Source organism: Marinicrinis lubricantis (genome assembly GCF_042658665.1).
GTDB classification, from domain to species: domain Bacteria; phylum Bacillota; class Bacilli; order Paenibacillales; family KCTC-33676; genus Marinicrinis; species Marinicrinis lubricantis.
This window is the reverse complement of sequence record NZ_JBHSQV010000149.1, coordinates 1-26,777: the sequence shown is the minus strand read 5'-3', so window position 1 is coordinate 26,777 and position 26,777 is coordinate 1. Positions and strand designations below refer to the sequence as shown.

At 43.6% G+C, this 26,777-nt stretch carries 20 protein-coding genes, 1 tRNA gene and 1 other RNA gene; 6 read left to right on the top strand and 16 right to left on the bottom strand.

Features of this window, described 5'->3' with window-relative positions; all coding sequences use genetic code 11:
• Window positions 1–901: 901 nt before the first annotated feature.
• From ACFPXP_RS11670 to ACFPXP_RS11655, 4 genes are all read right to left on the bottom strand, one after another.
• Window positions 902–2,146 carry a replication-relaxation family protein gene (locus ACFPXP_RS11670; RefSeq protein ID WP_379894390.1) on the bottom strand — a complete coding sequence of 415 codons (1,245 nt, stop codon included), beginning with the start codon at window positions 2,144–2,146 and terminating at the stop codon, window positions 902–904.
• An 817-nt stretch (window positions 2,147–2,963) separates the two neighbouring features.
• Complete coding sequence (locus ACFPXP_RS11665; RefSeq protein WP_379894389.1) at window positions 2,964–3,212, bottom strand: hypothetical protein; 249 nt, start codon at window positions 3,210–3,212, stop codon at window positions 2,964–2,966.
• Window positions 3,213–3,581: 369 nt separating this feature from the next.
• Window positions 3,582–6,164 carry a DUF4020 domain-containing protein gene (locus ACFPXP_RS11660; protein ID WP_379894391.1) on the bottom strand — a complete coding sequence of 861 codons (2,583 nt, stop codon included), beginning with the start codon at window positions 6,162–6,164 and terminating at the stop codon, window positions 3,582–3,584.
• 128 nt (window positions 6,165–6,292) lie between these two features.
• Window positions 6,293–7,120 carry an SIR2 family protein gene (locus tag ACFPXP_RS11655; protein ID WP_379894388.1) on the bottom strand — a complete coding sequence of 276 codons (828 nt, stop codon included), beginning with the start codon at window positions 7,118–7,120 and terminating at the stop codon, window positions 6,293–6,295.
• A 520-nt stretch (window positions 7,121–7,640) separates the two neighbouring features.
• Between ACFPXP_RS11655 and ACFPXP_RS11650 the strand changes: the two genes are divergently transcribed.
• From ACFPXP_RS11650 to ACFPXP_RS11635, 4 genes are all read left to right on the top strand, one after another.
• A complete protein-coding gene (locus tag ACFPXP_RS11650; RefSeq protein WP_379894387.1) occupies window positions 7,641–7,820 on the top strand; it encodes a helix-turn-helix domain-containing protein in 180 nt (59 codons plus the stop codon).
• Window positions 7,821–7,868: 48 nt separating this feature from the next.
• The gene (locus ACFPXP_RS11645; protein WP_379894385.1) at window positions 7,869–8,990 is read left to right on the top strand and encodes a site-specific integrase; all 1,122 of its coding nucleotides are present in this window, start codon (window positions 7,869–7,871) and stop codon (window positions 8,988–8,990) included.
• 538 nt (window positions 8,991–9,528) lie between these two features.
• Window positions 9,529–10,449: a helix-turn-helix domain-containing protein gene (locus tag ACFPXP_RS11640; protein ID WP_379894384.1), complete on the top strand. Its 921-nt coding sequence runs from the start codon at window positions 9,529–9,531 to the stop codon at window positions 10,447–10,449.
• Between the two features lie 2 nt (window positions 10,450–10,451).
• Window positions 10,452–10,853 (top strand): PBECR3 domain-containing polyvalent protein, encoded by a 402-nt coding sequence (locus ACFPXP_RS11635; protein ID WP_379894383.1) that lies wholly within the window; start codon window positions 10,452–10,454, stop codon window positions 10,851–10,853.
• 432 nt (window positions 10,854–11,285) lie between these two features.
• Here ACFPXP_RS11635 and ssrA read toward each other — a convergent pair.
• The 11 genes from ssrA to ACFPXP_RS11580 form a co-directional block, all read right to left on the bottom strand.
• Window positions 11,286–11,653, bottom strand: a transfer-messenger RNA (tmRNA) gene (gene ssrA / locus ACFPXP_RS11630).
• A gap of 235 nt (window positions 11,654–11,888) precedes the next feature.
• Entirely contained in the window at window positions 11,889–12,368 is a 480-nt protein-coding gene (gene smpB, locus ACFPXP_RS11625; protein ID WP_379894382.1) for an SsrA-binding protein SmpB, read from the bottom strand.
• A gap of 87 nt (window positions 12,369–12,455) precedes the next feature.
• Window positions 12,456–14,831, bottom strand: coding sequence for a ribonuclease R (gene rnr, locus ACFPXP_RS11620; protein WP_379894381.1), 2,376 nt, complete (start codon window positions 14,829–14,831; stop codon window positions 12,456–12,458).
• Complete coding sequence (locus tag ACFPXP_RS11615) at window positions 14,828–15,646, bottom strand: alpha/beta hydrolase (protein WP_379894380.1); 819 nt, start codon at window positions 15,644–15,646, stop codon at window positions 14,828–14,830. Before ACFPXP_RS11615 ends, rnr begins: the two co-directional genes overlap by 4 nt.
• Before the next feature lie 146 nt (window positions 15,647–15,792).
• Window positions 15,793–16,029: a preprotein translocase subunit SecG gene (secG, locus tag ACFPXP_RS11610; RefSeq protein WP_379894379.1), complete on the bottom strand. Its 237-nt coding sequence runs from the start codon at window positions 16,027–16,029 to the stop codon at window positions 15,793–15,795.
• Window positions 16,030–16,355: 326 nt separating this feature from the next.
• Window positions 16,356–17,648 (bottom strand): phosphopyruvate hydratase, encoded by a 1,293-nt coding sequence (gene eno, locus ACFPXP_RS11605; protein ID WP_379894378.1) that lies wholly within the window; start codon window positions 17,646–17,648, stop codon window positions 16,356–16,358.
• A 20-nt stretch (window positions 17,649–17,668) separates the two neighbouring features.
• Window positions 17,669–19,204 carry a 2,3-bisphosphoglycerate-independent phosphoglycerate mutase gene (gene gpmI / locus ACFPXP_RS11600; protein ID WP_379894377.1) on the bottom strand — a complete coding sequence of 512 codons (1,536 nt, stop codon included), beginning with the start codon at window positions 19,202–19,204 and terminating at the stop codon, window positions 17,669–17,671.
• A 1-nt stretch (window position 19,205) separates the two neighbouring features.
• Entirely contained in the window at window positions 19,206–19,958 is a 753-nt protein-coding gene (gene tpiA, locus ACFPXP_RS11595) for a triose-phosphate isomerase (protein WP_379894376.1), read from the bottom strand.
• Window positions 19,959–20,005: 47 nt separating this feature from the next.
• A complete protein-coding gene (locus tag ACFPXP_RS11590; RefSeq protein ID WP_379894375.1) occupies window positions 20,006–21,187 on the bottom strand; it encodes a phosphoglycerate kinase in 1,182 nt (393 codons plus the stop codon).
• A 230-nt stretch (window positions 21,188–21,417) separates the two neighbouring features.
• The gene (gap, locus tag ACFPXP_RS11585; RefSeq protein WP_379894374.1) at window positions 21,418–22,422 is read right to left on the bottom strand and encodes a type I glyceraldehyde-3-phosphate dehydrogenase; all 1,005 of its coding nucleotides are present in this window, start codon (window positions 22,420–22,422) and stop codon (window positions 21,418–21,420) included.
• Window positions 22,423–22,500: 78 nt separating this feature from the next.
• Window positions 22,501–23,520 carry a sugar-binding transcriptional regulator gene (locus ACFPXP_RS11580; RefSeq protein WP_379894373.1) on the bottom strand — a complete coding sequence of 340 codons (1,020 nt, stop codon included), beginning with the start codon at window positions 23,518–23,520 and terminating at the stop codon, window positions 22,501–22,503.
• Between the two features lie 197 nt (window positions 23,521–23,717).
• Between ACFPXP_RS11580 and ACFPXP_RS11575 the strand changes: the two genes are divergently transcribed.
• Window positions 23,718–23,792 (top strand) — tRNA-Arg (locus ACFPXP_RS11575).
• 180 nt (window positions 23,793–23,972) lie between these two features.
• Complete coding sequence (clpP, locus tag ACFPXP_RS11570) at window positions 23,973–24,554, top strand: ATP-dependent Clp endopeptidase proteolytic subunit ClpP (protein WP_379894372.1); 582 nt, start codon at window positions 23,973–23,975, stop codon at window positions 24,552–24,554.
• A gap of 129 nt (window positions 24,555–24,683) precedes the next feature.
• Here clpP and ACFPXP_RS11565 read toward each other — a convergent pair whose 3' ends face one another.
• Window positions 24,684–26,462, bottom strand: coding sequence for a stalk domain-containing protein (locus tag ACFPXP_RS11565; protein WP_379894371.1), 1,779 nt, complete (start codon window positions 26,460–26,462; stop codon window positions 24,684–24,686).
• Window positions 26,463–26,777: the final 315 nt, after the last annotated feature.

Below are 26,777 nucleotides of genomic sequence, written 5' to 3'. Positions count from 1 at the left end.
TTTCCTCATACCGCTTCCCCCTGATGCTAGAATTACCAGTTCTATGATATCTTAATAGGAAGGGTATGGTAAGTTTTGTTCATTCTTATTTAGCGGAATCCGTTGATTCTAGTTTAGCGGTTACAACAATCTCTTAAATCTTCAATTCTACTCATTTTTAAGCAACCCCTTTCTTAAAAATTCAATACTGACATTGCGAAATTCTTTACCTTCAAGGCCACTCCACTCTGGCTCCTACCTTGATCACTACAAACAAACACCTCCGAATGAAATAGTTTGTAGTTACCGTGTGTATCTCTTCTCTATGACTCACTCTTTCCTAAAAGACAAAAAAAGCCGAATGAAAATAAAAAAGACATACTGTAATGATGTCTTCTTATCCTCACTCGGCTTCTTGTAAATGAAAAGAAAGCGTATTTTTTCTGCTGCTAATATAACAAGCAACAATAATCAATCCTGAAATAATTCAGGCATGGTGGATCAAAGGATCTCACTTAAAGCCCCATAAAGGCAATTTCACAAAGGATCGAAATGCATAGGACGCATGTCCCCTGCCAAGAAAAGCAAATTAGTAAAATATAGTATTATCGTATACTAATTTCTTAATGTTCGCAATCTTTTTCGATATTTTTTTCGATATCTTTTCATTTTGCCCACCAACAAAGTTATAAATAACCTATCCCTTGTGTAGGAGTTAAGATCATGTATTTGTGGTTCTACAAGAGCCCTATAAAACTTATAGGAACCATTAATGCAATTCCTATTAAAATAGTTATTAATTTCAAATATAGATATAATATGTGACCAACACCGATCTCCATTGATGACATGGAATTAAATAAAAAATCAGAAGGAATAGAATCTCCTATCCATATGATCTCTCATGATCAATTTAACTATATCAACAGGTCAATTTAGCCATAGATAATAAAGGATTCCCTGTATTAATTCGATTACCGTTTTTATCAAACCAGAGAGGCTCCTTTTTGATATTAAGCCAAATTAGATTTTCTTGTAGCGTTGTTATTAATTCCTCATCCTCAAATCCTCTAAACACATGTCGTAGTATAGCGCCTCCAGTATAAAACAGAATGGGTATATATTCCTTAATACCATTTCCAAATTTTTTGCCGAATTCATAAAGCCTGCATAAACCAATCGTCTCAAACTCCTCCACTCTTTCGAACGCATAATACCTTTGTCCTGTATCAGTTTGTACGATTGCTGCTGCAGCATCACTCCATCCTAAATCGTGTTTACCAAATTTAATATTATCATGATGGGTGTAATAGTTAATTTTCTTCGAAAAATCCTGGAATACGTCATTTCTGGTTATCTGGCGAACAATCAGGTTCTTAATATCTGAAATCTCTTTACAAGCCATCAGGTTAAAAACGGTATACCATTGACCCATTTCGCTATAGAATGCTTGTTTAATTAGAGCCCACCTGCGATTAAAGTCATTTTTATTTTCCTTATCACTCACGAAAACGACACCGTAAGGGATTGGCTTCTTATTTTGTTTCAAATAGCTGAAATAACGATGATAACCCTCAAACTTTTCTTTGAGTTTTTCAATAAATTCTGTTCCACGATCAATCTCTACGAAGAATATTTTCTCTCCAATGCGAAGAGCAGCATCTGGACGGAAGACATATTGTTCCCCTTGCCAATCATATAACTGTGCACAATACCTATTATCCCGATAATCGAGTTGCCAATGACGATGCTGCACTTTCAGTTTTTCTAACTCAAGCAGGGCTTCAGTTAACAAGACATGATGAAGGTTTCTGGGAGGCTTTTGTAATGGAAAAGGAAAATCGCCGTAATCCTCATTCCATCCGGAGCCAGTATGAAGCGGCATGATACCAAGATGCTCCGCTACCTTTTCAATTCCAAGTTCAGTTAAGTAAATGAAATCCATAGCCCTATGAAGCCGAATAGTTTCCGTGATGATGTATCTGGATTTATCCAGTGAATTCAGAATCTTATAGGTATTATATTTAATTGTTTTTGAATACGGCCGATTTAATTCCAGGCATAACTGACGAACCAATTGTTCAATCGTTAGCCCCCTAAATTTGTACACAATCGTTAAAATATGCATCTCTCGATTTGTGACTCTATGAGCAATGAATTTAGTCATTGAAATTCTCCTTTCTTGAATTTAAAAATAGGCATATAGTTAGTCAGGTTTGAAAATAAAAAATATCGTAGTACTACAATTGAAATGGAAATCCTTGATTTATCAACGTTTTTCGGGGGTGTTTTCCAACTGAACGTTACTACTTTGATTACTACACAGGAATACTACTGATAGTTGTTTCTGTAGTAAGGTGTGTAGTACTGTTCCGTAGTAGTTACAGCATGATTATTTTTTATGGATCTCGCGATAATTCTTACCTCCTTCCAAGGCATAAAAAAGAAGCCAAACGAAAACAAAAAAGACATACTTCGCATATGTCTTTTCACATTCTCACTTGGCTTCTGCCCATTATTTTTCTACTACTCATTCTAGAAGAAAACGAGTGTTTTTTCGCTGATAAACCACGTTCAGCTAAAATCAATCCTGACATATATTCAGGCATGGGAGATCAACGGGTCCCGCTCTAGCCACAAAAGGTCAATTTCTAAATAGATCGATTGCCAGCCGACGCATGTCCGCTGCTTAAAAAGAAAAATTAAGTAAAATCGATATAAATAATGATACACCGTTCTCCTTCTTATGGCAATAATATTCCGGATATTGGAATCCTTTATTGATAGCGAAAACATCAAAATCTACTCTCCAACCGAATTCCTATGACGCAATTTTAGAATTCGATCAAAACAAAAATGATTGAATACTCTTATGTGGTTCCAAAAGAACCATATGGAACGCATAGGAACCAATGTTATATGTTAGAGAACAAATGAATTTAACCTGAGCAAAACGACTTAGTATGAAATTACCTTAAATTGAATCAATCCAGTTTATCATCGAGGCCCAGGAATTGGACGAAAGCAGGGATACATACCCCCACGAGCGCAACATACGATAGAGGAATCGGTCCGTAACGCTTGCAATATTCTTCATAGATTACCTTACTAGGTTGGTCCGCGACGGACAACATGTCCACCGTCAACTCAGCCAGGTAGGAAAGCAAATGCTTCTGACCGGTCCCCCCGTTTTGGTCCCTGATTTCTAAATAATAGCCATCTTCTTTTGTCATCGGCGTGCCGTCTGGACCCGTTATGCAAAATGCTGTCTCTGATGCTGCGGACGTGCTTAAAGCTTTCTTTCACAGCCCAGATCGCCTCTTCCGCTTTTTCGGGAGCTTTCCTTTCAACTTATCGGATACAAATTACTCCTTACGCTATATTATGAATCATGAAGTTTGTTCAGGCGATCCAACGACTTAACGCGGCAGACGACTTAGCCGATGGCGGGTACATCCCATGGGCTTGTTTTCTCTTCTGTGTTCCGAAGCAAACCAAATCAGCTTACTTTGCAGATGTTCTTCCCACGCCGTTCTGCTGTCGTTGAGCACATCTGAATATAAATCGTGCGAACGCCTTTTTGCTCATGTCTTTTAAAATCTCTATGTTTGGGGAAGATTAACGCACCCCAGTCCGATGAGGCAATGAGATAACTGACGCAATTTCTCCCTTCCAACATCCTGATTGATTAAAGTTTTCAAAATTTGCGCAAGTTGTTCACAGTGATAAAAAGGTTCTTTGGCGCCAGATAACAAATGAAACAATAATTCTAATGTGGCCACTGGATATTTTTCAGCGAACTTATCCTCTGACAGACGATAAAAAAGTGAAGTATGAGCAAGCGCCGGAACCGGGCTGCGACAGACCATTATTGTTACCTCATCAAAGACAGGTTCAAGTTCAATGACCCAACTAGCCATCTCTTCCGTTTCCGATATATGCAAAGGTAAAGGAATGCCGAATGTTCGTTTTTCCCAGTAATTTTTCAACCAATTTCCCCAAACCTCACGTTTCCCATCATTTTTAAGATTGTGTAATTGGCGCCTCATGGCCATTGCCCATTTTCTCCGAATTTCGACGTTTGTAACAGCAATAAATCTCAACAGCCATCCTGAATTAATGGGATTAGTTAAGCTATATACTGCGATAGAAGCCAAAAACTCGCAAAAACGGTCTTTCATTCGAGCATGTAATTGAGAGATATGTTCAAATGATTTTTCAAACATTGGTACCAGATCAGCAAGCAATGCTTCATTCCATTCTCCCCATGAAAGGTATCCGTCCCATGCCTGTCTTGCGTCCATTTCATTCGACCATTTTAACAACGGAATGATATTTTCTTGAGTCCATAGAGAGTCTAGGAAAAATAAATAATGTAAATGACTTGCCAAAATAACTCTCCCTAATTGCGCTGATATCGAATCGCCGTTTACCGTTTTCGTAAAATAAAGTCTATAAGATTCAGGTATTGCAGTCTCTTTCGATCCCGAATTGTGTTTGGACAAGGAATGGAGCCAAAACTGAACAATCTTTCCTCCCGGATGGTTGATAGCTTTAGTCAACCAATCTTCCGTATTCGTGAAATCTCGCTCAACGTTCGGTTTGCGATCCAATTCATCCCAAAGTTGATAGGATACCGTTTCAGCAGTGGGAAGAAGATTCATTGGAATTCCAAATTTTTGTTTTTCGATGCCGGACAACAACAAATCGGCCATTTGGTTGCGAAGTAAATAGATATCTTTATGGAGTAGCAAATCAAGAATAAACTCCCATTGATTTTCATTCAAATTTGTTTTTTCCCAACCCCTCAAGATGCTTTTCCAAAGGCCTGTTGTCCAATATTGGCCGGACTTTAAAAGATCAATTAACTTTTTCCCCCAATCAAACGAACTGGAGACCGCTTCGCTTACCTCGGCCAAGAGTCCTTCGCGGCTTAAAAAACCCCAACGTTTATCTTGATAAGTCAGCAACCATTCCAATATTTCTTCCGGTTCTTGAGCAAGTAACTCTTTTGCAGAGATGGACGATTTGTCTTTAGAATGTCCGGAACCTATAGTCATCCAACTGTTCAAATCTCGATGTTCCCTAGGTTCAAAATCCGGATGTTTTTCCAGTATTCGAGACAATAACTGGTTAACAAATGGACAACTCGGATCTGCTTCCTTTAGCCATCCCAAAAGATTGTAGATTTCATACTGATTCGCCTCTTCATCCCCTGTCTCCGGCCCACCTTCAATGCTATCGAGTAACTTTGTGCGTACGGATTCGCTTGCTGACGGATACGTAAGTTTTAAAAGACGAAAGACTTCATGTTTTAACGGAAGGAAATTCAGACAGTTCTTTTCCAGCATCCAATCTATTTTTTGATCGGGACTTAAGATGTTCAATTCAATCAACCCGTGTATAGCCAATCTTTTTAACAACTGGCTATCAGCGGAAGCCCACTTTTGTATAACGCTTAGCCCCTTTGCAGGTTCAGACGCACAAAAATATTCGATCAATTCGCGAGCTGCATCAATAATAAAATCGGTTTCGTTTTTTACCCGATCTTGTTCATGAGGTTCGATCGCACTGCGGCTATAACTTATTGGATCCCAAGTTTCATTGGCTTGACCTGAGCCGGCTAAAACATGATACATTTGTTGTAAAAAGCTTGTTAAAATCGATTCTAATGCAGATGCGAACCTGTTGAGATAAGGTCGAATTACCTTCTTCCATATTTCACGCAAATAATATTCATCGCCGGTAAGGACAATTTGCACGTCAGTTTTAGTTTGACTATCTGGATTAATACTAAAATGGTGCTGTAGCTGGATATAAGGCCGACAAAGATATTCAAAAAGCAATAAAGCGGTTATATAATATGACGGTTGACCGCATTTTTCCAAGAGATATTCCAAATATGTCGAATGTTTAGCTCCTTGAGGAACCGAGGCGAGCAATACACAAACCCATTTCGTCAATACCGAGTTTTCCGGAAGCGCATCGCTAAAAGCTAACTTTTGAGCGATACAAAACCAAAGAGCGTTATGGAGAGCCTGTCCGTTACGATGGATAATGGAAAGCCCGGCTTCATCATAAACGCCAACCACAATTTCCGCAAACCAAGCCGCAAGAATTGTTCCGATTTCATTCAACTGTTTTTCTGTACTAAAAAGAGCTTTCAGATATTCCCTTTCTTCCATCCATTGCAACCATTCCTCGCTTTTTGCGTAACAGACAAATAATCGGAAGGTGGGCAATTGCTTCAAAACATCTTCAATATATTGTATCTCATCGGGTATTAACGACGGAGGCATAGCAAACAGTTTCTTTAAGCGATGATCATGATCAACAACCCCCCCATTTTATTCATGTGAGACCAAGCTTCTATCGCTTCATTCAAAGCTTTATGGCTGGAAGGTCCATCCCTTAACGGATAAAAAATCGGCTGCACATCGAGGAACTTCCAATGTTCCTCATTTCCATGAGGGGTAAATGCGTATCTTTCTGTATGTGGTGGCAATCCGCGAGCCAGGTATTGCATAATCGGGTCATTGTGGCTGTACCCTACGAAAAGAACAACGTACTTATCAAACATAGCTTGCAAGAAGCGAGTGGCCCAACCTTCTGTTAAATAGGCACGGCCAAAATCGCTGTCGGTTAGAATCATCTCTTCCGGCTCTTGATCCACGCAACCATGCAAATAAACGATCCCATGAAAACGATGACCTAATGGTAATGCAGGCGCGCGATATTCCGGAAATTGTTTTGCATTCTTGAATGAATTAACACTTGAAAAATGAGTATCAAAATTCGTCGTAACTATACGGACATCCGATACATCATCGAAAATCGATAAAAGGTCGTTATGCAGTTGAGTCGGTTTAGATTCAGGATTTCCTATGATTTGTGCAACAATCTTATTTACATTAGGCCCATGTTTTTTGATTCTTCCCAAATAACGATCAATTGGTTCTCCGTTTTCTTTCTTGATATGCCCACCAACCTGCAATGACACTTCTGAAGCAAGTTGTTCAAAATCAGGCAACTTTGAAGGTATTCCCATGGATACGCCGGCACCCACAAAGATTACCAATCTCCGATCTTTCAACGCAGTAAACAGTTTATCTGGCAAATTTATATCTTTATTAATCCACATCTTATCATGCTCCTCATAGAGATGGATATTTTTATATCTCCAACCTATTATTATACCCAATTAAAAAGAATGTAACTCCAATGGGCAGAATCTATTGCCCTTAATACCAAATTACAATTAATTATTGACAACAACATATAAATAATGCTATTAAATAAATATAGCTAATTCAAGTTAACCCATTCCCATACATGCGTAAGGGAAACTTTGAGATTAATCCTTTCTTTGATCGATAATCTATTGATTACATTGCCATCACTGGCCTTCACTAAGTTATTTTCGATTAGTGGAATTTTATAGAATTTACCGTTTAACGGGAGTAAAGCACATGATGCTTCTTTTTTAAGAAGTTTTCTGTGCTTTTTTTATTTTCAAAAAAATCCATACGGAAGGATGTGATACTTTTTTATTTCGAATCCTAAAAATTTTAGTGGTCCAATTTTTGCAGAATGAAACAGCATCCTTTAATTTTAAATTAACGGGATCAATCATTGATTGTTCCGGTAGGAGGTTTGTATATATGGAAACAACAAAACAGTTACTAACAGTTGATGAAGCAAGAGAGGTTCTTAGAGTTGGCAGGAACGTTATGTATCAATTGATCAAAAGCAATGATGTCCCTCATATTAAGGTCGGCAAACAAATTCGTGTTCCATATGACGATTTTATCGCTTGGATAAAAAATAATACAACCGCCTAAAATCCGTGTGGATTCATAAGGAAAATTGTATTACAAGGGGTGGTAACTATGGCCGGTAATATTACCAAGGTTGGTTCGAAATTTAGAGTGACTTTTGAACTGGGTACTGATAGTAACGGAAAGCGTTTGAGACAATATAAAACAGTATCTTCAGAAGCGGAAGCCAAAAAGTTGTTAAGTGAATTTGAATATAATCAGCAGCGTAATCTTGTAGTTCAATCCGAGAAACTGACATTTTCTGAATTTATGGGTCTCTGGACAGATAATTATGTAAAATATAATTGTGAAGTAACGACGGCATACGGATATAACAATATCATCTACAACCACATAGTACCCTATTTGGGCAGTATTGAATTACAAAAGCTTCAACCTGCTCACATTCAACAATATTACAATTACCTTATGGACGAAAAAGGGCTTTCTCCAAATACAGTACACAAACATCATGCTTGTATCAGAAAGGCACTGGATTATGGTTTGAAGCAACAATACGTTTATCGTAATGTGGCCGATGCTGTATCCTTGCCGAAAAAGAAAAGGTTTGAGGGCCGATCCTATGACATAACACAATTGCATGATTTGCTTGATAAAGTAAAGGATACAAGGATTGAATTACCCATATATCTGGCCGGATACCTCGGCTTAAGGCGAGAGGAAATCGTCGGTCTGAAATGGAAAAATGTTGATATCAATCAAAGATTGGTTTATATATCTGAAGTCCGAACCAAAGCAGGAAAAAATGAAATCATCAAGGATCCGAAAACGGACAAAAGCAAAAGAACCCTATATATTACAGATCCATTGCTGGAGATTTTGCTTAAACATAAGCAAAGACAAGAAGAATTCAAACGATTATTAGGAACTGAATACATCAATACAGGGTATGTTTATGTCCATGATAACGGCAGGCCTTACAGAGTGAACACGATTACTGAGCAATTCAAATCCTTTTTGGAGAAACATCATTTACCCAAAATACGGCTGCATGATTTGAGGCATACTTTTGCAAGCATCTTATATGACCAAGGCGTAGATTTAAAATCTATATCTGAGGCGCTTGGACATTCCGACATAGGAACGACCAATAAAATTTACACTCATAAATTTGATAAAACTCATAAAACCACAGTCAATATACTGAGTGAAGCTTTAAAGAAAAAAGAATGAATTGCCCTGTATCATTCATGCTATAACTTGACTCATTGAATATCAGGCCCGCTCTGAGATGAGCGGGTTTTTCGTATGAGATGAAATGCGGCGAAGTGTGTTCATTATAATACACAAAGCAAGATTCTTTCTGATTCCAAAAGGGGCTAATACCACTTCAACTGCTGAAAAGGCCATAAACTCTACCATCGTCTGGTATCGCTTATCCCTTAATTCGTTTCTTTTACAAGCTCATTAGAATAGACAGTTGAAAATTAGCGAATCAGCTACCACTCACATCCTTCTTTTGCGAAATTTTTTTTAATTCTTCTACTGCACGAAAGCCACTATCGTGTTAGCTCTGCGTCTTGGCTCCGTATTCTTCTTCGTATTATTCTATTTTTTATTATTATCGTCTCATTTGCACGAAACATTTTTAATCTTTGTAACGAAATTTAGCGCAATAAATAATGAAAAGTGATGCGCTAATACGCAGTTTACAGCTTATTTATTTTCGTGTTACACTCCATTCAGCATATTAAACAGGAGCGATTTTATTATGAAACGAATTCCGATATTGGGACCAACCATTGAACATGGTGATGATAACGACGATATTCGCAATTATTATTATTATTGGCGAAACAACAATAGTTCTCTCAAGTCTCCATTCTTCTCGCTCTTTAAAAGCTTTAAGGAGAAGGAATTGCTCAAAGATCTTGACGAAGGAGCCTTACGGCTTTATTTGTATTTCGGTTTCGTTGCTGATAATGATCACGGTCACAGTTGGCACAGTATTGAAACCATTTCTAAATATTTTGGAAAGCAGACTCGAACCATCGATCACTGGATTAAAAAGCTTGTCGATGCCGGGTTAATATACCGGACCAAAGATAAGAAAAAATCCCATACGACATTCATGATTCCATATACCGATACGATAATAGTCCAAAAACCTGTAAAAAAACATCTCGAAGATGCCCAACCTCTGCTCGACGATGTTTTAGAAAAGTTAAAGAACCTCGAAGGCCTCTACGGGAAAATCATACGAGTTCATCACATCTTTTCCTGGGGGACAAGCAAGAAAACCAAAAGGGTTTCCGAAAGTGCAGATATCACGAATTTCCTTTTCATTATCACTCAAAGACCAAATGATATACTAGTCGGACATGTTCTTCACCTGAGAAAATCCCTGGACAAAGGTATCAGTCAGCTACATATTGATGATGTAGCAGTTTTTGACAGTCCATATGAATTCAACGGCACCTCAATTCAAGGCATTGCCGTTACCCACACTCAGCGAATTTTGCAGAAAGAAAATATAAGTACGTTAATGACCTTTATGCGTGATCTTAGCCAAGCCGATGAAGATTCATTTCTACAGCATGCAAAGGTGATCTATGGGGAAATTTCCCCAGTTCTAGAGACTGAAGATCAACAAACTGAACCAGAAGAAAATGAAGATGAGGGAGGGGGTTAAATGTGTCGGATTATTCGATTGACATAAATGATACAAAAACCCAGATTGTCGGCAAATTAAATACTGCAGCTGTTAAAAATCTGGTAGGTATAGATTTTCCCGTCGATGAAGTTTATATGTATCCCGGTGCAATTAAGCACGTCCGAAAAAACCACCCCGGAATCATCGAAAGTTATGGCCATCTGATTCCAGATATGATTGCTAATCCCGATTTTATCGGTCAGCATCCAAAAGTCCCCAATAGCCTAGAGATAATAAAAGTGGTATCAGATCATCTCCTGTTGTCCATTCAACTTGATCCTTCCGGGTATCTATACGTTTCCACGTTTTTTGAGCTCAATAATGGGCATAATAAAATCAAAAAACGTCTGGCAAGTGGTCGAATCGTACCATATAAAGATTAAAAAAGACCTTTCCGGATTCAGGTGTTGACTGCAGGCAACGAATTCGGTATTATAAAGTTACAAATTAAAGCGTAGACTATTTATTAAGGATCATTAGAGGTGGGAAAGGTTCCCCACGCGCTTGTCGGTTTTACCGGCAAGTTACCAGAGATCAGGATACGCCGCCCTGCTATGATCCGATTATAGAGGCCTCCCAGAAATGGGAGGCTTTTGCTCATTCTGCTACAATGTGAATTGAGTGCTTATCAAACAATTATGGTAAATTTATTACGCAGATGTACTGCCATTGAGGCAAATATGCATTAGCACTTACTTGTAGCCATTTTGGCTACAAAAACTAAGCTAAAAAGCAGATAAAAAATCTCATGGCTACAAAATGGCTACAATTTGAGGGCATAGAAAAGCCCAGCCCTCATGCGGACTGGGTTTTCATGGTGGAGGCGAGGGGAGTCGAACCCCTGTCCGAAGATATCGCCACATCAGCTTCTACGGGTGTAGTCACTTGAGAAGTGTTCGCCTAATCCGCTGCCAAGCGACCCGCTACGAATTAGACTAGTCTGATTGTCTTCTTCCGCTAGCCCCAGACGGAGACTAGACGGCGTATCCCACTAAAGTTGAGCCCCTATCCCGGCACATGGGCGATGCAGGGTAGAAGCACGCGTGCAGGTTATTAAGCTGCTACAGCGTAAGTTGGTTGTTGTTTGCCAGTTATTATGGCTTTCGCGTTGATGACGTGGACGCAGACCCCACGACCCGCTACTCATGCTCAAACTATCCCCGTCGAATCCATAAACGCCCCCGTGATAAGGAAAAGCACACAAGGTGCTTTTCATCTATAGCGAGGTCTATCCATAATGGAGCAGACTCGGGCTGAACATGTTAGCTTCCAGTTCCAGCGGACAGCTTCGAGGAGTGGTGTACTGTCTCGCTGATAATGTTATTATAACATAGATTTAGCGAGGTGCATTAGAGGGTTGCTGCCACTTCAGGTGCAGTATACCAAGGATGGAAAACAATCAGATTCCATCACTTCAACTATCTCGCAACCTTCTGTCTTTCCTTGAGCGCACGCTGAATATCGCGCTGTGCATCCCGCTTCGCAGCCGTTTCCCGCTTATCATACTGCTTCTTCCCTCGTCCTAAGCCGAGCAGAAGCTTCGCATAACCGTTGCGCACATATACCTTCAGCGGTACGAGTGTATAGCCCTGCTGCTTCGTCGCGCCGATCAGCTTGGCGATTTCCGATTTCTTCAGCAGCAGCTTCCGTGTCCGTGTCGGATCGGTAGGATTGAAGCGATTGCCGTTCTCGAACGGACTGACATGCATATTGTGCAGGAAAGCTTCCCCGTTGCGGATGGTCGCGAAGCTGTCATTCAGGTTGGCTTTGCCTGTACGCAGAGATTTGATCTCCGTACCTGTCAGCACCATCCCAGCTTCATACGTATCCTCGATGAAATAATCATGGGAAGCTTTTCGGTTTTGTGCCAGCGGCTTATCATTATTCTTTTTCCCCATGAGAATCACCCCTCCGCAGCTTCGGTTCAGGAGTCAATTGTATCAACTTCCCAGGGAGAAATCAAGAGATGGCAGCCACAGACCTAGCTATGCTTTCGCTTTTCTTTTCCGCGCACCGCCGGACTTCCCTTTAGGCTTTCCGGCAAATCCGCCGCTCTTCTTTTTCGTTCGGCTCTTACCTGATGAGCCGCCGTTTTTCTTACGGGAAGGAGAAGTCGACCATGACTCTGATTCGTCACCGGACGATCCTGCAAACCCCGCTCCTGCAGCTCCCTTCTTCTTTCGTTTGCCGCTAAAACCGGAGCCCGGAACGACACTCACCTTCTGCGGTCTTGGCTTCATGTCCACCATTTCAAAATCGATGTTATAGTCGTCCATGTTAACCCGAGCGACTCTGACCTTCACCTCATCCCCGATCCGGAATACCCTCGAGGTGCGCTCCCCGATTAACGCAAGATGACGCTCATCATAATGGTAATAATCATCGGACAGATCACTCAGACGAATCAATCCTTCGACGGTGTTCTCCAATTCCACGAACATACCGAAGTTCGTCACACCGCTAATGATGCCTTCGTACTCTTCCCCGACTTTATCGAGCATGAATTCAGCCTTCTTCAGCTTATCCGTGTCACGCTCCGCTTCGACCGCTACCCGTTCGCGCTGGGACGATTGCTTCGCAATGTCTTCCATGCGGCCGGTCAAATATTCATGCCTCGCTTCGGACAAGCTTCCCTTCTCTATGATTTCTCTCATGATCCGGTGAATGACAAGGTCCGGATAACGCCGAATTGGTGAAGTGAAGTGCGAATAAAACTCCGCCGCCAGACCAAAGTGACCCGTGCTCTCGGCATCGTACTTCGCCTGCTTCATGGAACGCAGCATCATCGTACTGATAACCGTCTGCTCCTTTGTTCCCTCGATTTCCTCCAGCAGCGTTTGCAGCGCACGTGGATGGACTTTATTCGCTTTACCCCGAACCACATAGCCGAAGTTCGAGATGAACTCCATGAAGTGGAACAGCTTTTCCTGATCAGGATCCTCGTGAATCCGATAAATAAACGGCACCTTCATCCAGTGAAAATGCTCCGCTACCGTCTCATTGGCCGCCAGCATGAATTCCTCTATGATCTTCTCTGCAATCGAGCGATCCCGCTTGACGATATCTACCGGCTTGCCTTCTTCATCAACGATGACCTTTGATTCTTGAAAGTCGAAATCGACAGCACCGCGCCGCATTCTTTTCCCGCGAAGTTTCAGAGCGAGCTCCTCCATCAGACGGAACATATCGACTAAGCCGGCATACTGTTCCGTCACTTCCGGATCTTGATCCTCCAAAATTTTGCGCACATTCGTGTAGGTCATTCGTTCGATTGTCTTTATGACACTTGGGTAAATATCGTGGCCAACGACGCGGCCCTCCGCATCCAGCTCCATCTCACATGTCATCGTGAGACGATCCACCTTCGGGTTCAAGCTGCAAATCCCGTTGGACAGACGATGCGGCAGCATTGGAATAACCCGGTCCACAAGATAGACGCTGCAGCCTCTGCGAAATGCTTCTTGATCCAGCGGAGAATTTTCCTTCACATAGTAGCCAACGTCAGCAATATGAACACCGAGCTTGTAATTTCCGTTCGGGAGCTTTTCCACATTGACCGCATCATCAAGATCCTTGGCGTCTTCGCCGTCAATCGTGACGATCGTCCAATTCCGAAGGTCTCTCCGTCCCTTCAGATCCTCTTCGGATATCGTATCGGCAATTTGCTCCGCCTGCTCCATCACATCTTCAGGAAACACTTCAGGCAGCTGATACTTTCGAATAATGGATAAAATATCGACGCCCGGATCATTTTTGTGGCCCAAAATTTCAATGACTTTGCCTTCGGCCGCCGCTCTGCCCTCTGGGTACGTTACGATTTCAACGACAACCTTATGTCCATCCGCCGCCCCGTTAAAGGATTCCTTAGGAATAAAAATATCTCTGCTAATCCGCTTATCATCCGGTACAACGAAGCCATAGCTTTCATGATCCTGAAACGTACCGACCAGCTGTGTATTGGCCCGCTGTACAATGCGAACGACTTCCCCTTCCAGTCTTCCGCCTGCCGCGCTTTTGGATGTGACTCGAACGAGAACAATATCACCGTTCATCGCACTCTTCAAATCGTTCGCATGCACATAAATATCTTCTTTCTCTTCATCTTCCGAGATGAGAAAGGCAAAACCTTTCGGATGCACTTGAAGACGGCCTTTCACCAAATTCATGCGCTCTGGGATGCCATAGCGATCCGTCCGCGTTCTTAAAATTTCTCCCTCATTCTCCAATTCATTGAGAAGCTTCAAAAATTGCTTAAATTCATCCGGATCCTCAATTTCAAAATGCTTTTCCAGCTCTTGATAAGTCATCGGCTTATATGCCGTTTCACGCATAAAGTCCAGCAGCTCTTCTTTCGTTATCATGTGATCACCTCTGTTAATCCGGTTGCCTGTATCCGATGCTCCAATCTCTTCGGATTACCAGACCGTATAGTTTGAACAAATCGATCTATCTGTTTATACACCTTAACCCGTTCCTCATCTAATAAAATGGCATGCGAGGTATTCGGGAAATAAGCAACTTCCTTTATTTCTGAATTACTGCGATGATATATATAATCCGCACTGCGCGGCTGTACGGTCTGATCCTTCAAGCCCTGTACGATAAGCAGCGGTACCTTTACCTGATGCAGTGATTTTTTCACCTTCCGTACCAGATGCTGCAAGCTGACGACACACTTTACCGGCGTTCGATCATACGCACATGATTCCTCACGAATGAGAGAAGAATAAGTACTCGGTTTTTTCGCGACGTATTTAATGAAGCGATGAACATACCGAGCAAATACCGCATTTCGTGTATTGACATAAATGGGTGTTCCAAGTGAAACGACGCCGTCCAAGTGCCGCTCTAAGGAAAGCAGCAAAGACAATAGCCCTCCCATTGAGTGTCCCACCGCGACAATTTGTTCAAAACCTTGCGCCTTTAGCTGATCATAAGCTTGGAGCACATGCCCCCACCAATCCGTCCAGCCGGTCAAGATCATGTCTTCCGGCTTCGTCCCATGACCCGGAAGCCTGACAGCTGATACCGTATATCCCGTATCATTCCAATAATATGCCGCTCTCCGAAACTCGGATGGCGATCCCGTAAAGCCATGAACCAGTAACAGTGCCGTAGAGCTTAAATCACCACGGCCCTCCCATACAAAGGGCTCCGTTGATTTGTAAATCCTCATGTCTGTTTCTGCCCTCCTCTGCTCTAAGACAGGTTCGTACTTGGAAGCCCGCAGTTGGAAGAGATGTAAGTAAAGTTATGAATCGATATCCAATAAAAAAGCAGCAGGTATAGGATTCCCCTGCTGCGTCTTTTTATGTGTATCGTCTAATCATGCAGAACGTAAGAAACAATAAGTGAAAGCACAAAAAACCCTACTGCCAGCACCATCGTTAGGCGAGCTAAAAACAAGTCCAAACCGCGTGCCTTTTGCTTACCGAATAGGTGCTCCGCACCACCGGAAATCGCTCCGGATAAACCCGCGCTCTTCCCTTTTTGCAATAAAACAGCCAGGATTAATCCTAAACTGAAGATGATCAGCAAAATTTTGAAAAACAAATCCATGTTGATCGTGACCTCCCAAGGTTCAAATCTTAGTGCATCGTATTTCATAAGTATGATCGTTCTAATAATATGTTCATCATCACTTAAAAACAGCATTTCAATTGTAACATGTTTTTTTCCGATAGGCAACCGCTTGCAGATCATGATCGAAAAGAGCCTCTGTATTCCGCTTACAAGCCAAATTCAAGCCAAATCTCAACATCTCATTACGGATGGTTAACGATCCAAATTATTAGCCTCATAAACAAAAAAGAACCTCACTCCACCATTCCCGTGGAGTGAGGTTCCATATGACGAACTGATCGGTAAGATCAGCAGCTTATCTCTTACTTGAAGCTTTTGAGGTTGTAGAATGCAGATTTACCCGCATATTGAGCAACGGGTCCAAGCTCATCTTCAATGCGAAGAAGTTGGTTATATTTCGCTACGCGGTCCGTTCTGGAAGGCGCACCTGTTTTGATTTGTCCTGCATTCGTAGCAGCTGCGATATCTGCAATGGTGCTGTCTTCACTCTCACCGGAACGGTGGGAAATAACTGCTGTGTAACCAGCGCGTTTTGCCATTTCGATCGCATCGAACGTTTCCGTCAATGTACCGATTTGGTTTACTTTGACAAGGATGGAGTTACCGATCCCTTTTTCAATACCTGTGGACAAGCGGGATGTGTTCGTTACGAACAGATCGTCACCCACCAATTGGACTTTGCTGCCCAATTTCTCCGTCAGCAGCTTCCAGCCTTCCCAATCGTCTTCAGCACAGCCGTCTTCGATCGAGATGATTGGATATTTGTCTACTAAGGAGGACAAGAAGTCTACGAACTCTGCAGAAGTGAAGGATTTGCCTTCACCTTCAAGCTCATATTTTCCGTCTTTATAGAATTCCGTGGAAGCTACGTCCATACCAAGGAATACGTCTACGCCTGGCTTATATCCTGCACGCTTAATGGCAGTAATGATGGTTGCCAATGCTTCTTCGTTGGAGCCTAGGTTTGGAGCAAAGCCGCCCTCGTCACCTACGGCTGTATTCAAGCCTTTTTCCTTCAATACGGATTTCAAGCTGTGGAAGATTTCTGCGCCTGTGCGAAGCGCTTCTTTGAAGCTTGGAGCGCCAACTGGCAATACCATGAATTCTTGAACATCCACGTTGTTGTCCGCATGAGCACCGCCGTTTACGATGTTCATCATTGGAACAGGAAGAGTTTTAGCGTTGAATCCGCCAAGATATACATACAAAGGAATGCTCAATGCTTCAGCTGCAGCGCGAGCGGTTGCCATGGAAACCGCAAGAATGGCATTCGCACCGAGGTTGCCTTTGTTTGCTGTACCATCAAGCTCAATCATTTTTTGGTCGATGCCCAGTTGATCGAGTGCATCCCAACCAATTAATTCTGGAGCGATTTTCTCGTTTACGTTTTCTACGGCTTTCAGTACACCTTTACCGAGGTAACGGCTCTTGTCGCCATCGCGAAGCTCAACCGCTTCATAAGCACCGGTAGAAGCACCGGATGGAACGATTGCGCGGCCTACAGCACCGGACTCTAAGTATACTTCAACTTCAACCGTTGGATTCCCGCGGGAGTCCAGCACTTCGCGTGCGTAAATGTCGGAAATAATCGTCATTTCATATCTCTCCTTAGAAATTATTTTATAAGACTGCTGCCTGTCATTTCTGCCGGTTTAGGCAGCTGCAGCAGATCAAGCAACGTTGGAGCAATATCCGCTAGAATTCCGCCTTCCCGAAGCTCTACGCCCTGTTTCGTAACAATGAGCGGCACCGGATTGGTCGTATGCGCCGTATGCGGACGACCGTTCTCGTCAATGACGACATCTGCGTTGCCGTGGTCTGCCGTAATGATCACGACTCCGCCTTTAGCTAGAATCGCCTCAACGACCTTGCCTAAGCATTCGTCCGTTGCTTCAATCGCCTTAATCGTCGGCTCCAGCATACCGGAGTGACCTACCATATCAGGGTTAGCAAAATTAAGAATAATAGCGTCGTGGTTCTCCGCTTCGATTTCCTTAACAGCTGCTTCCGCTACTTCATAGGCGCTCATTTCCGGCTTCAAGTCGTAGGTAGCCACCTTCGGAGAATTAATCAGGATGCGAGTTTCGCCTGGCAGCTCCTGATCACGGCCTCCGCTGAAGAAGAACGTTACGTGCGGATATTTTTCGGTCTCTGCAATTCTAAGCTGCTTCTTTCCATGCTGTACCAAAACTTCTCCAAATGTATTATCCAAATTTTTCGGGGAATATGCAACATATCCTCCGACGGATTCACTGAACAGTGTCATACATACATAGAAAAGATTCTTCGGTGCTTTTTCGCCGCGGTCGAATCCGCGGAAGTCTTCGTTGGTGAAGGCGAGTGAAAGCTGAATCGCACGATCCGGACGGAAATTAAAGAAGATGACGGCATCGTTAGACTCTACCAAGCCTGGCGAATTGCCGTTCTCGTCCACGATAACCGTTGGTACGAAAAATTCATCATATACCGACTGCTCATAGGATTCCACGATCGCTTGGACTGGATCGGTATACTGAGGTCCCTCGCCGTATACCATTGCGCGGTACGACTTCTCCACACGATCCCAGCGCTTATCGCGGTCCATCGCATAGTAACGTCCTTGAACCGTCGCGATTTTGCCGATGCCCACTTCTTTAATGTAGCTGCACAGGCGTTCCATATAGTGTTTCGCACTGTCCGGCGCCACATCGCGTCCATCCAAGAAGGCATGGATATAGACTTCCTCCAAGCCTTCTTTTTTAGCCAAATCAAGCAGTGCAAAAAGATGCTCGATATGGCTGTGTACGCCGCCGTCCGATAATAGTCCGTACAAGTGAAGCTTCGTGCCGTTCTCTTTGGCATGACGCACGGCTTTCAGCAGCGTTTCGTTATCATAAAATTCGCCTTCGCGAATCGATTTCGAAATTCGAGTCAGGTCCTGATACACGATCCGGCCCGCACCGATGTTCAAATGGCCTACTTCGGAATTCCCCATTTGTCCTTCCGGCAAGCCTACCGCTTCACCGCAAGCGGTCAGCGTCGTATGCGGAAAGCTGTTCCAGTAGCGGTCATAATTCGGCTTATTCGCTTGTGCTACTGCATTGCCTACCGTTTCTGATCTAAGTCCGAATCCATCCAAAATAATCAGCGCTACAGGTTTTGGCGCAGTCATCTTATTTTGCCCCCTCAACTAATTGGATGTAAGAAGCTGGTTCCAAGCTTGCTCCACCCACAAGAGCTCCATCGATGTCGCTTTGGCCCATATATTCAGCAACATTCTCCGGTTTTACGCTTCCGCCGTACTGAATGCGGATTTTTGCAGCTGTATCCGCACCGAAAGCGGCAGCCACTTGCTCACGAATATAGGAGATCACTTCATTCGCATCCGCAGAGGTGGAGGATTTGCCTGTGCCAATCGCCCAGATCGGCTCATAAGCAATCACCGTTTGCGCCGCTTGCTCTGCAGTCAAGCCTTTCAGTGCAGCGTCGGTTTGCTCCTTGCATACGGATTTCGTCTGACCCGCTTCTCTTTCTTCCAACTTCTCGCCGACACAGACGATCGGTGTCAGTCCATGCTTGAATGCCGCATGTACTTTCTTATTCACAGTCTCATCGGTCTCCGCGAAGTAAGCTCTGCGTTCGGAATGACCGATGATAACATAATGAACACCTAGATCCTTCAGCATGACGCCGCTGATTTCACCGGTAAACGCGCCTTGATCTTCCCAATGGAGATTTTGCGCTCCGATTTTAATCGAAGTGCCCTTCAATGCTTCCGTTAATGCGGGAAGGCTGGTGAATGGCGCACAGATGACGCTTTCTACGCCTTCGATTTCCGCTTTGCCCTTGACTCCTTCCGCGAAGCTAACTGCTTCTTGGACGGTTTTAAACATTTTCCAGTTGCCGGCAATAATCGGTTTTCTCATAAGTTCACCACTTTCTATATTGTTCGAACATTCATAGATTCTTCGTCTTACTTATCGTTCAATGCAACGACGCCCGGAAGCGCCTTGCCTTCCATAAATTCTAGAGATGCTCCGCCGCCTGTCGAAATGTGATCCATCTCTTTAGCCAAACCGAATTTCTCAGCTGCGGCAGCAGAATCGCCGCCGCCCAATACGGTATAAGCCGAAGTTTCTGCACAAGCCTGTGCAACGGCTCTTGTACCGTGAGAGAATGGCTCGATTTCAAATACGCCCATCGGTCCGTTCCAAACAACGAGTTTGGAATTTTTGATGACATCAGCGTAAGTTTCACGCGTTTTCGGTCCGATATCAATACCTTCCCAATCTGCAGGGATGCCGTCGATACCGACAATTTGCGTGTTCGCATCGGCACTGAAGTCATCTGTCACAACAATATCCGTCGGCAAGTAGAACTTCACATTCTTTTCCTTCGCCTTATTGATGAATTCCAATGCGAGGTCCAGCTTCTCGTTGTCTACCAAAGATTTTCCGATTTCATGGCCTTGCGCCTTCAGGAACGTATAAGACAATCCGCCGCCAATCAGGATGTTGTCAGCGATGTTAAGCAAATTCTCGATGACGCCGATTTTGTCTTTTACTTTCGCTCCGCCGACAATCGCAGTGAAAGGATGCTCTGGGTTGGATAGAGCTTTGCCCAGCGTAGACAATTCCTTCTCCATCAGCAAGCCGGATACAGCCGGCAAGTGATGAGCAATGCCTTCGGTCGAAGCATGTGCGCGGTGTGCAGCACCAAACGCATCATTCACATAAAGATCTGCGAGTTCAGCGAATGCTTTCGCAAGTTCCGGATCATTCTTCTCTTCTCCAGGATAGAAACGAACGTTTTCTAGAACGAGCACATCGCCATTTTGCATATCGGAGATAAGCGCTTGAACAGCGGATCCCGTTGCTTCATCCGCCTTTCTTACAGGCTTGCCAAGCAGTTCAGCCAATCTTTCCGCAGCAGGCGTAAGGCGAAGCTCTTCAACGACTTGTCCTTTCGGTCTGCCTAAATGACTGGCCAAAATCACTTTTGCTCCCTTTTCAATTAGGTATTGAATCGTTGGAAGCGTCTCTCTAATCCGAGTATCATCCGTAATTTTGCCATCCTGCAAAGGTACGTTGAAATCAACTCTGACGAACACTCTTTTTCCTGCGACTTCCACATCGCGAACACTTTTCTTGTTCAATGGATTTCTCCTCCTTATAATCACCTGCTGAAATCGCAGCACCAAATGGGTACACGTAACACTAGAGCAGGTATGAATATCTATTGCACAATCTCTGCTCCATCCGAAATTTCCGTTCGGAATTTTTCTCTAAATTTATGGTTTAAGGTTCTTAGCCAAAATGCCAGATTTCAAACAAAGAGGAGAATTGCTTCTCCTCTGTCATGTTTGTTCTTGAATTGTATGATCGATTATAGACCTTTGCTTGCGATGTAAGCAGCCAAGTCAACGACACGGTTGGAATAACCCCACTCGTTATCGTACCAGGAAACAACTTTCACCATGTTGCCGCCTACGACCATCGTGGAAAGAGCGTCGATTGTGGAGGAAGCTGGGTCACCATTGTAATCGCTGGATACAAGCGGCTCATCGCTGTAGTTCAAGATGCCTTTCAATGGTCCGTTAGCTGCTGCTTGCAATGCGCCGTTTACTTCTTCAACGGTAACTTCTTTGCTCAGCTCAGCAACAAGGTCTGTTACGGATACGTTAGGTGTAGGAACACGCATTGCCATACCGTTCAGTTTGCCTTTCAGTTCAGGCAATACAAGGGAAACAGCTTTTGCAGCACCCGTAGTGGAAGGGATGATGTTCTCAGCAGCTGCACGAGCACGGCGAAGGTCCTTATGAGCAAGGTCCAACGTACGCTGGTCGTTCGTGTAGGAGTGAACGGTCGTCATCATACCTTTTACGATTCCGAATTGGTCATTCAGAACTTTTGCGAATGGTGCCAAGCAGTTTGTAGTACAAGAAGCGTTAGAAATGATCGTGTGAGCAGCTGGATCGTATTTATCTTCGTTAACGCCCATAACGATTGTAATATCTTCGTTCGTAGCTGGAGCAGAGATGATAACTTTCTTCGCTCCGCCTTTCAAGTGAAGCTCAGCTTTATCTTTTGCTGTGAAAATACCAGTGGATTCAACGACGATTTCAGCACCAACTTGTGCCCAAGGCAATGCAGCAGGATCTTTCTCTGCAAATACTTTGATGGATTTGCCGTTAACGATCAAAGCGCCGTCGCCAGCTTCAACAGTTGCATTCAATCTGCCATGAGTTGTGTCATATCTCAGCATGTGAGCCAAAGTTTGAACATCGGTCAGATCGTTGATTGCTACAATTTCCACTTCCGAATTGTTTAACGCTGCACGGAACACGTTGCGTCCGATACGTCCAAATCCGTTAATACCTACTTTTACCATCGTAATTCCTCCTAAAGGTTTTAAAGTTTTATATATTTCAAGACGAGACATAAGTCTCATCGAGAATGTAACGTGAAGTTATGATTCAACTATGATTTCGGCAGCTGCTTGATCGGTGACCAGAACATCCTCATGTCCAAACCGAAGAACCGCTGCAATGGCTTTGCCTTTGCTCTTCCCGCCTGCAATGCCGATAACGACTTCCGTTCGCATAATATCTTCGATCCTAAGGCCGACCGTCGGAATATTGTGGACAACCCGCCCCTGTTCATCGAAGTAATATCCGAATGCTTCCGCCAAGGCTCCATCCTTCTTCAAGAGTTCCAGACCGCTGGCTTCGGTTTTACGCCGTTTGGCCATAGTCATAGCATCCCCGATCCCGTGAAGCACAATGCGAGCTCTACGGATCACATCAATAATTTCTTGAATGTTCGGGTCCTGCATCAGCGTATGGTAAGCTTCTTCTCCCAGATGATCCGGTACGTGAAGTAAACGGTAACTGCAGCCGGTCTTGGTCGCCATGATTGAAGCGATGGTGTTGGCTTGCAGCTCTACTCTCTCGCCTAATCCGCCTCGGGCCGGAACGAACACATTTCCCTTCCACTGTGAGGAAACATTGAGTCCATTCGCAACCTCGGCCATGGTGGATCCACCGGCTACGGCGATAATATCATTCGCGGCAGCAAGCTTTCGGAACACTGAAGCTCCGGCACGGCCTAATTCCTTCTTCACCAATTCGGAGCCATCGGAATCACCCGGTACGATGACTACCTGCTTCAATCCGAATTTGTCGCAGATTTGCTTTTCCAATTCAGAGAGGCCGAATAACTCTTTGATGTACGGCTGAAAATCATCAAGCAGTCTCTTCCCGTTCTCACTAAGCTTCATTCCGATGCTTTCCGTCTCCAGAAGGCCTTGTTCCTTCAGAATGTCAATCTCACTGCGAAGCGTTCTCTCCGTCATATCCAACAATGCAGCTAAATTTCTACGGCCGATGACACCTGACAGCATGACATGATGCAAAATGGTATACCGTTTTTTCAAGGTCTTCATGAGATCCGGCACGAGTTGTTTCTGAATTTCTATCCATTTTTGCACCTAAAAATCAACTCCAGCCATCTTTTTCAGTTGTTGGACTCGTAATGTCCCGCATCTACATTTTGCGTCCCGCTGTCATCTTTATTTTATGAAAATTATTCTGAAAAAGCAAGCTATTATTTTCCTTGCGCGTCCTCTTGATTTTTACCTTAACATCCTTTAAAATTAATTTTGCTGTCACGAAAACAGCTGCATGTGCGCTCGTGGTCCAATGGATATGACGCAGGCCTCCGGAGCCTGAGATCGAGGTTCAATTCCTCGCGAGCGCGCCATTACATTTTTGCCCTGATCGATTTGTTTGTATTCAACTTTATATTTTTTTGATCATAGTTTGACCTTTCTTGACCTTTTATCAAATTTTAGATATGATAGATACATAGTCGTTTAAAGCTTCATAAACATGTGAACCCTATTGAAGCAACCTATTCGTAATATATAAAGGAGGAACTTCCATGAGTTATATTCCTATGGTCGTCGAACAATCCAACCGAGGAGAACGCGCTTATGATATTTACTCCCGTTTGCTCAAAGACCGCATCGTGTTCCTAGGAACGCCGGTGAACGATGTCGTTGCGAATTCGATCATCGCTCAGCTTCTGTTCCTAGCTGCAGAAGATCCAGAGAAAGATATCTCGCTGTACATCAACAGCCCCGGAGGTTCGATTACAGCAGGGATGGCGATCTTTGATACGATGCAGTTTATTAAGCCGGATGTTTCCACCATCTGTGTCGGCATGGCCGCTTCGATGGGTGCGTTTCTGCTAACTGCTGGAGCTAAAGGCAAGCGTTTCGCTCTTCCGAACAGCGAAGTGATGATTCATCAGCCTCTGGGCGGTGCAGAAGGTCAAGCCAGCGATATCGAAATCAGAGCAAAACGCATCTTGAAAATGCGCGATAAACTGAACCACATTTTGGCCGAACGTTCCGGTCAGCCGCTGTCCAGAATTGAAAAGGACACAGATCGCGACTACTTCATGAGTGCTGAAGAAGCGAAGGAATACGGTTTAATCGACCAAGTCATCGAAAAAATATAAATATACCAAGTCAAAGCTGTCTATGTAGGCAGCTTTTTTATTTGTTGCACCTTCCCCCGAGGATGTATGCTGACTCACCAAAAAAACCAGGTGCATATCTGCACCTGGTTTTGCAATAGATCCAGCTGTTTATTTGTCCTGCAGCGGATAAAATATCACACTCACTGGCAATGAGGATCCAGCAGCCGGGGTTAACTGTATACTGATCTTCTCATCTGCCTCCGTGGTTCTAGCGATCAGCTGTGCACCATCGTACACACTGAGGACACCGGATTTAGGCACCATCTGTGGAATGCCGTTGACGACAACCGGTCCTTTATAATTTCCGCCGCGCGGCATGATCAATACCGCCATATTGCCTGGATTCTCCAGCTCAATGTTGTAGATGACCCCATAATTGCCCATGAGCGAGGTCTCTATTCCCCTCATCGGATCATATCCAGTCATGAACGTATCCAGCTTGCCGTCTCCAATTGTAAGTCTCTGCGGTCTCGATTTATCCGGCATGCTCAGCTTCATATTCACTTCAGAGCCTGTAAACGTACCACGAATGTGCTTCACATAAGGGAGATCCGGATACAATGAAAGTTCATCCGCGTCATCTCCTGGGCGAAGTGCTGCGAATATATATTCCACCGCACCGTCACTTTCCACATCATACAGTACGTTGAAACCTTGGGCAGGATACATTCTTGGCATTTTCACATACACTGCAGTCTCCCCAGGAGCTAAAGTAAATGAATTTTCCGTCTTGTTATCCAGCAAGAAGTCCATCGCTGCATGCTGTCCGAACAATTGAGCATAAAGGGAAGGATACACTTCTCCTTTATTCGTCGTCTTGACCGTTACATTATGATCGGATACATTTTTCGCAAAAATATAGAAATCCGCTTGTTCCTCCATACCGTTCAAGTGATTCGCATACAATCTGGCTTTACCGATCACCGTATCGCGATATAAAATACCATGCTGTGTTATGGTTTCCGGACTATCGCTAAATAATATTTTGCGCTCGGTTTGGACGCTGCGATTATACAAAATTTCATTGACGGATTGGAACAGCCCTCGCTGCGCCCCAGAAATCTTGATGGCTGTACCCGGTTCACTATAATAAAGCGGAAATTCGTCTTCCGTTAAATACACTTTTTCCGTGACCTTAATTTTTTGGGTGTAGACCTTGCTTTCCGCACCTTTAGAATCGGTGACCTTCAGACTGATCTTGTACTCGCCCGCTTCGAAGAAGGCCTGCTTCTTCCCTTCCCAATTCAGATATGAAATGGCATCTCCATCAGGGTCATAGCTTAAATCGATGTAGCGGATCGGCTCGCCAATCCGATAAACCTGCTTGTCAGTGGCGAATTTGGCCACCGGCAGTGTGTTTCCATTCACTTCGTCATACACATTGTCCGGGACGGACGTATAATACATTTCAACTCTTTTGAAATCCTTATTGTACGTATATTTCGCACCCGCGATATCGGCCAGCCACGTCAATTTCACCATGAGGCGATTGTTGCGGACGAGTGCAACCGAATTGTATGGAACGATGGCTCCATCAACGAACGCAGTATTGCTTGCTTCATCCAGGCTTACGTAGTGCTTGTCGGAGGTCATTTCGATGATGCCCGTATCTGCATCCCACTCCAATTTAAAACCGAGTGTTTCCGCCAAAAACTTCATCGGCACATAAGTGGAACCATTGATGGCGGCCGCAGGCGCATCCAGAGTCAGCGGTTCATTGTTAATGAATGCTTCCTTTTGATCCAAGTACAGAAGTACATGAGAGGCTGTCGCTGATACAGCTTGCGCACTTCCTGCAGGCCATAAGGACATCGCTAAGGCGAGGGATGTCATTGAAATCCCCAACGTTTGCAGAAATCTCTTCTTTTTGTTTTTGTGAATGGTCATCTCCCACATTCTCCTCTTTCATATCATTTACGGATTTCTAATATTTACAGACGCTTCACAATGGTCTTTAGTTGCGATCCTTTTCTACAATTTTTGCAAAACTTGCCCTATTCAATTACTGCCCAAAAAAGTATTTTCTAAAGCGTGTTCCAATAAAATAAAAAGGAAAAGAAATCCACCTGTATTTGATATATGAGCATTTTGCATAATTCCGTTTTTGAGAAATACGCAACAGAATTCCAGGTCCAGTTGAACCCCTATTTCGACTTAGTTGACTTGAATGGCAAAAAATGGGCAGACCTGCAGAATTTCTGG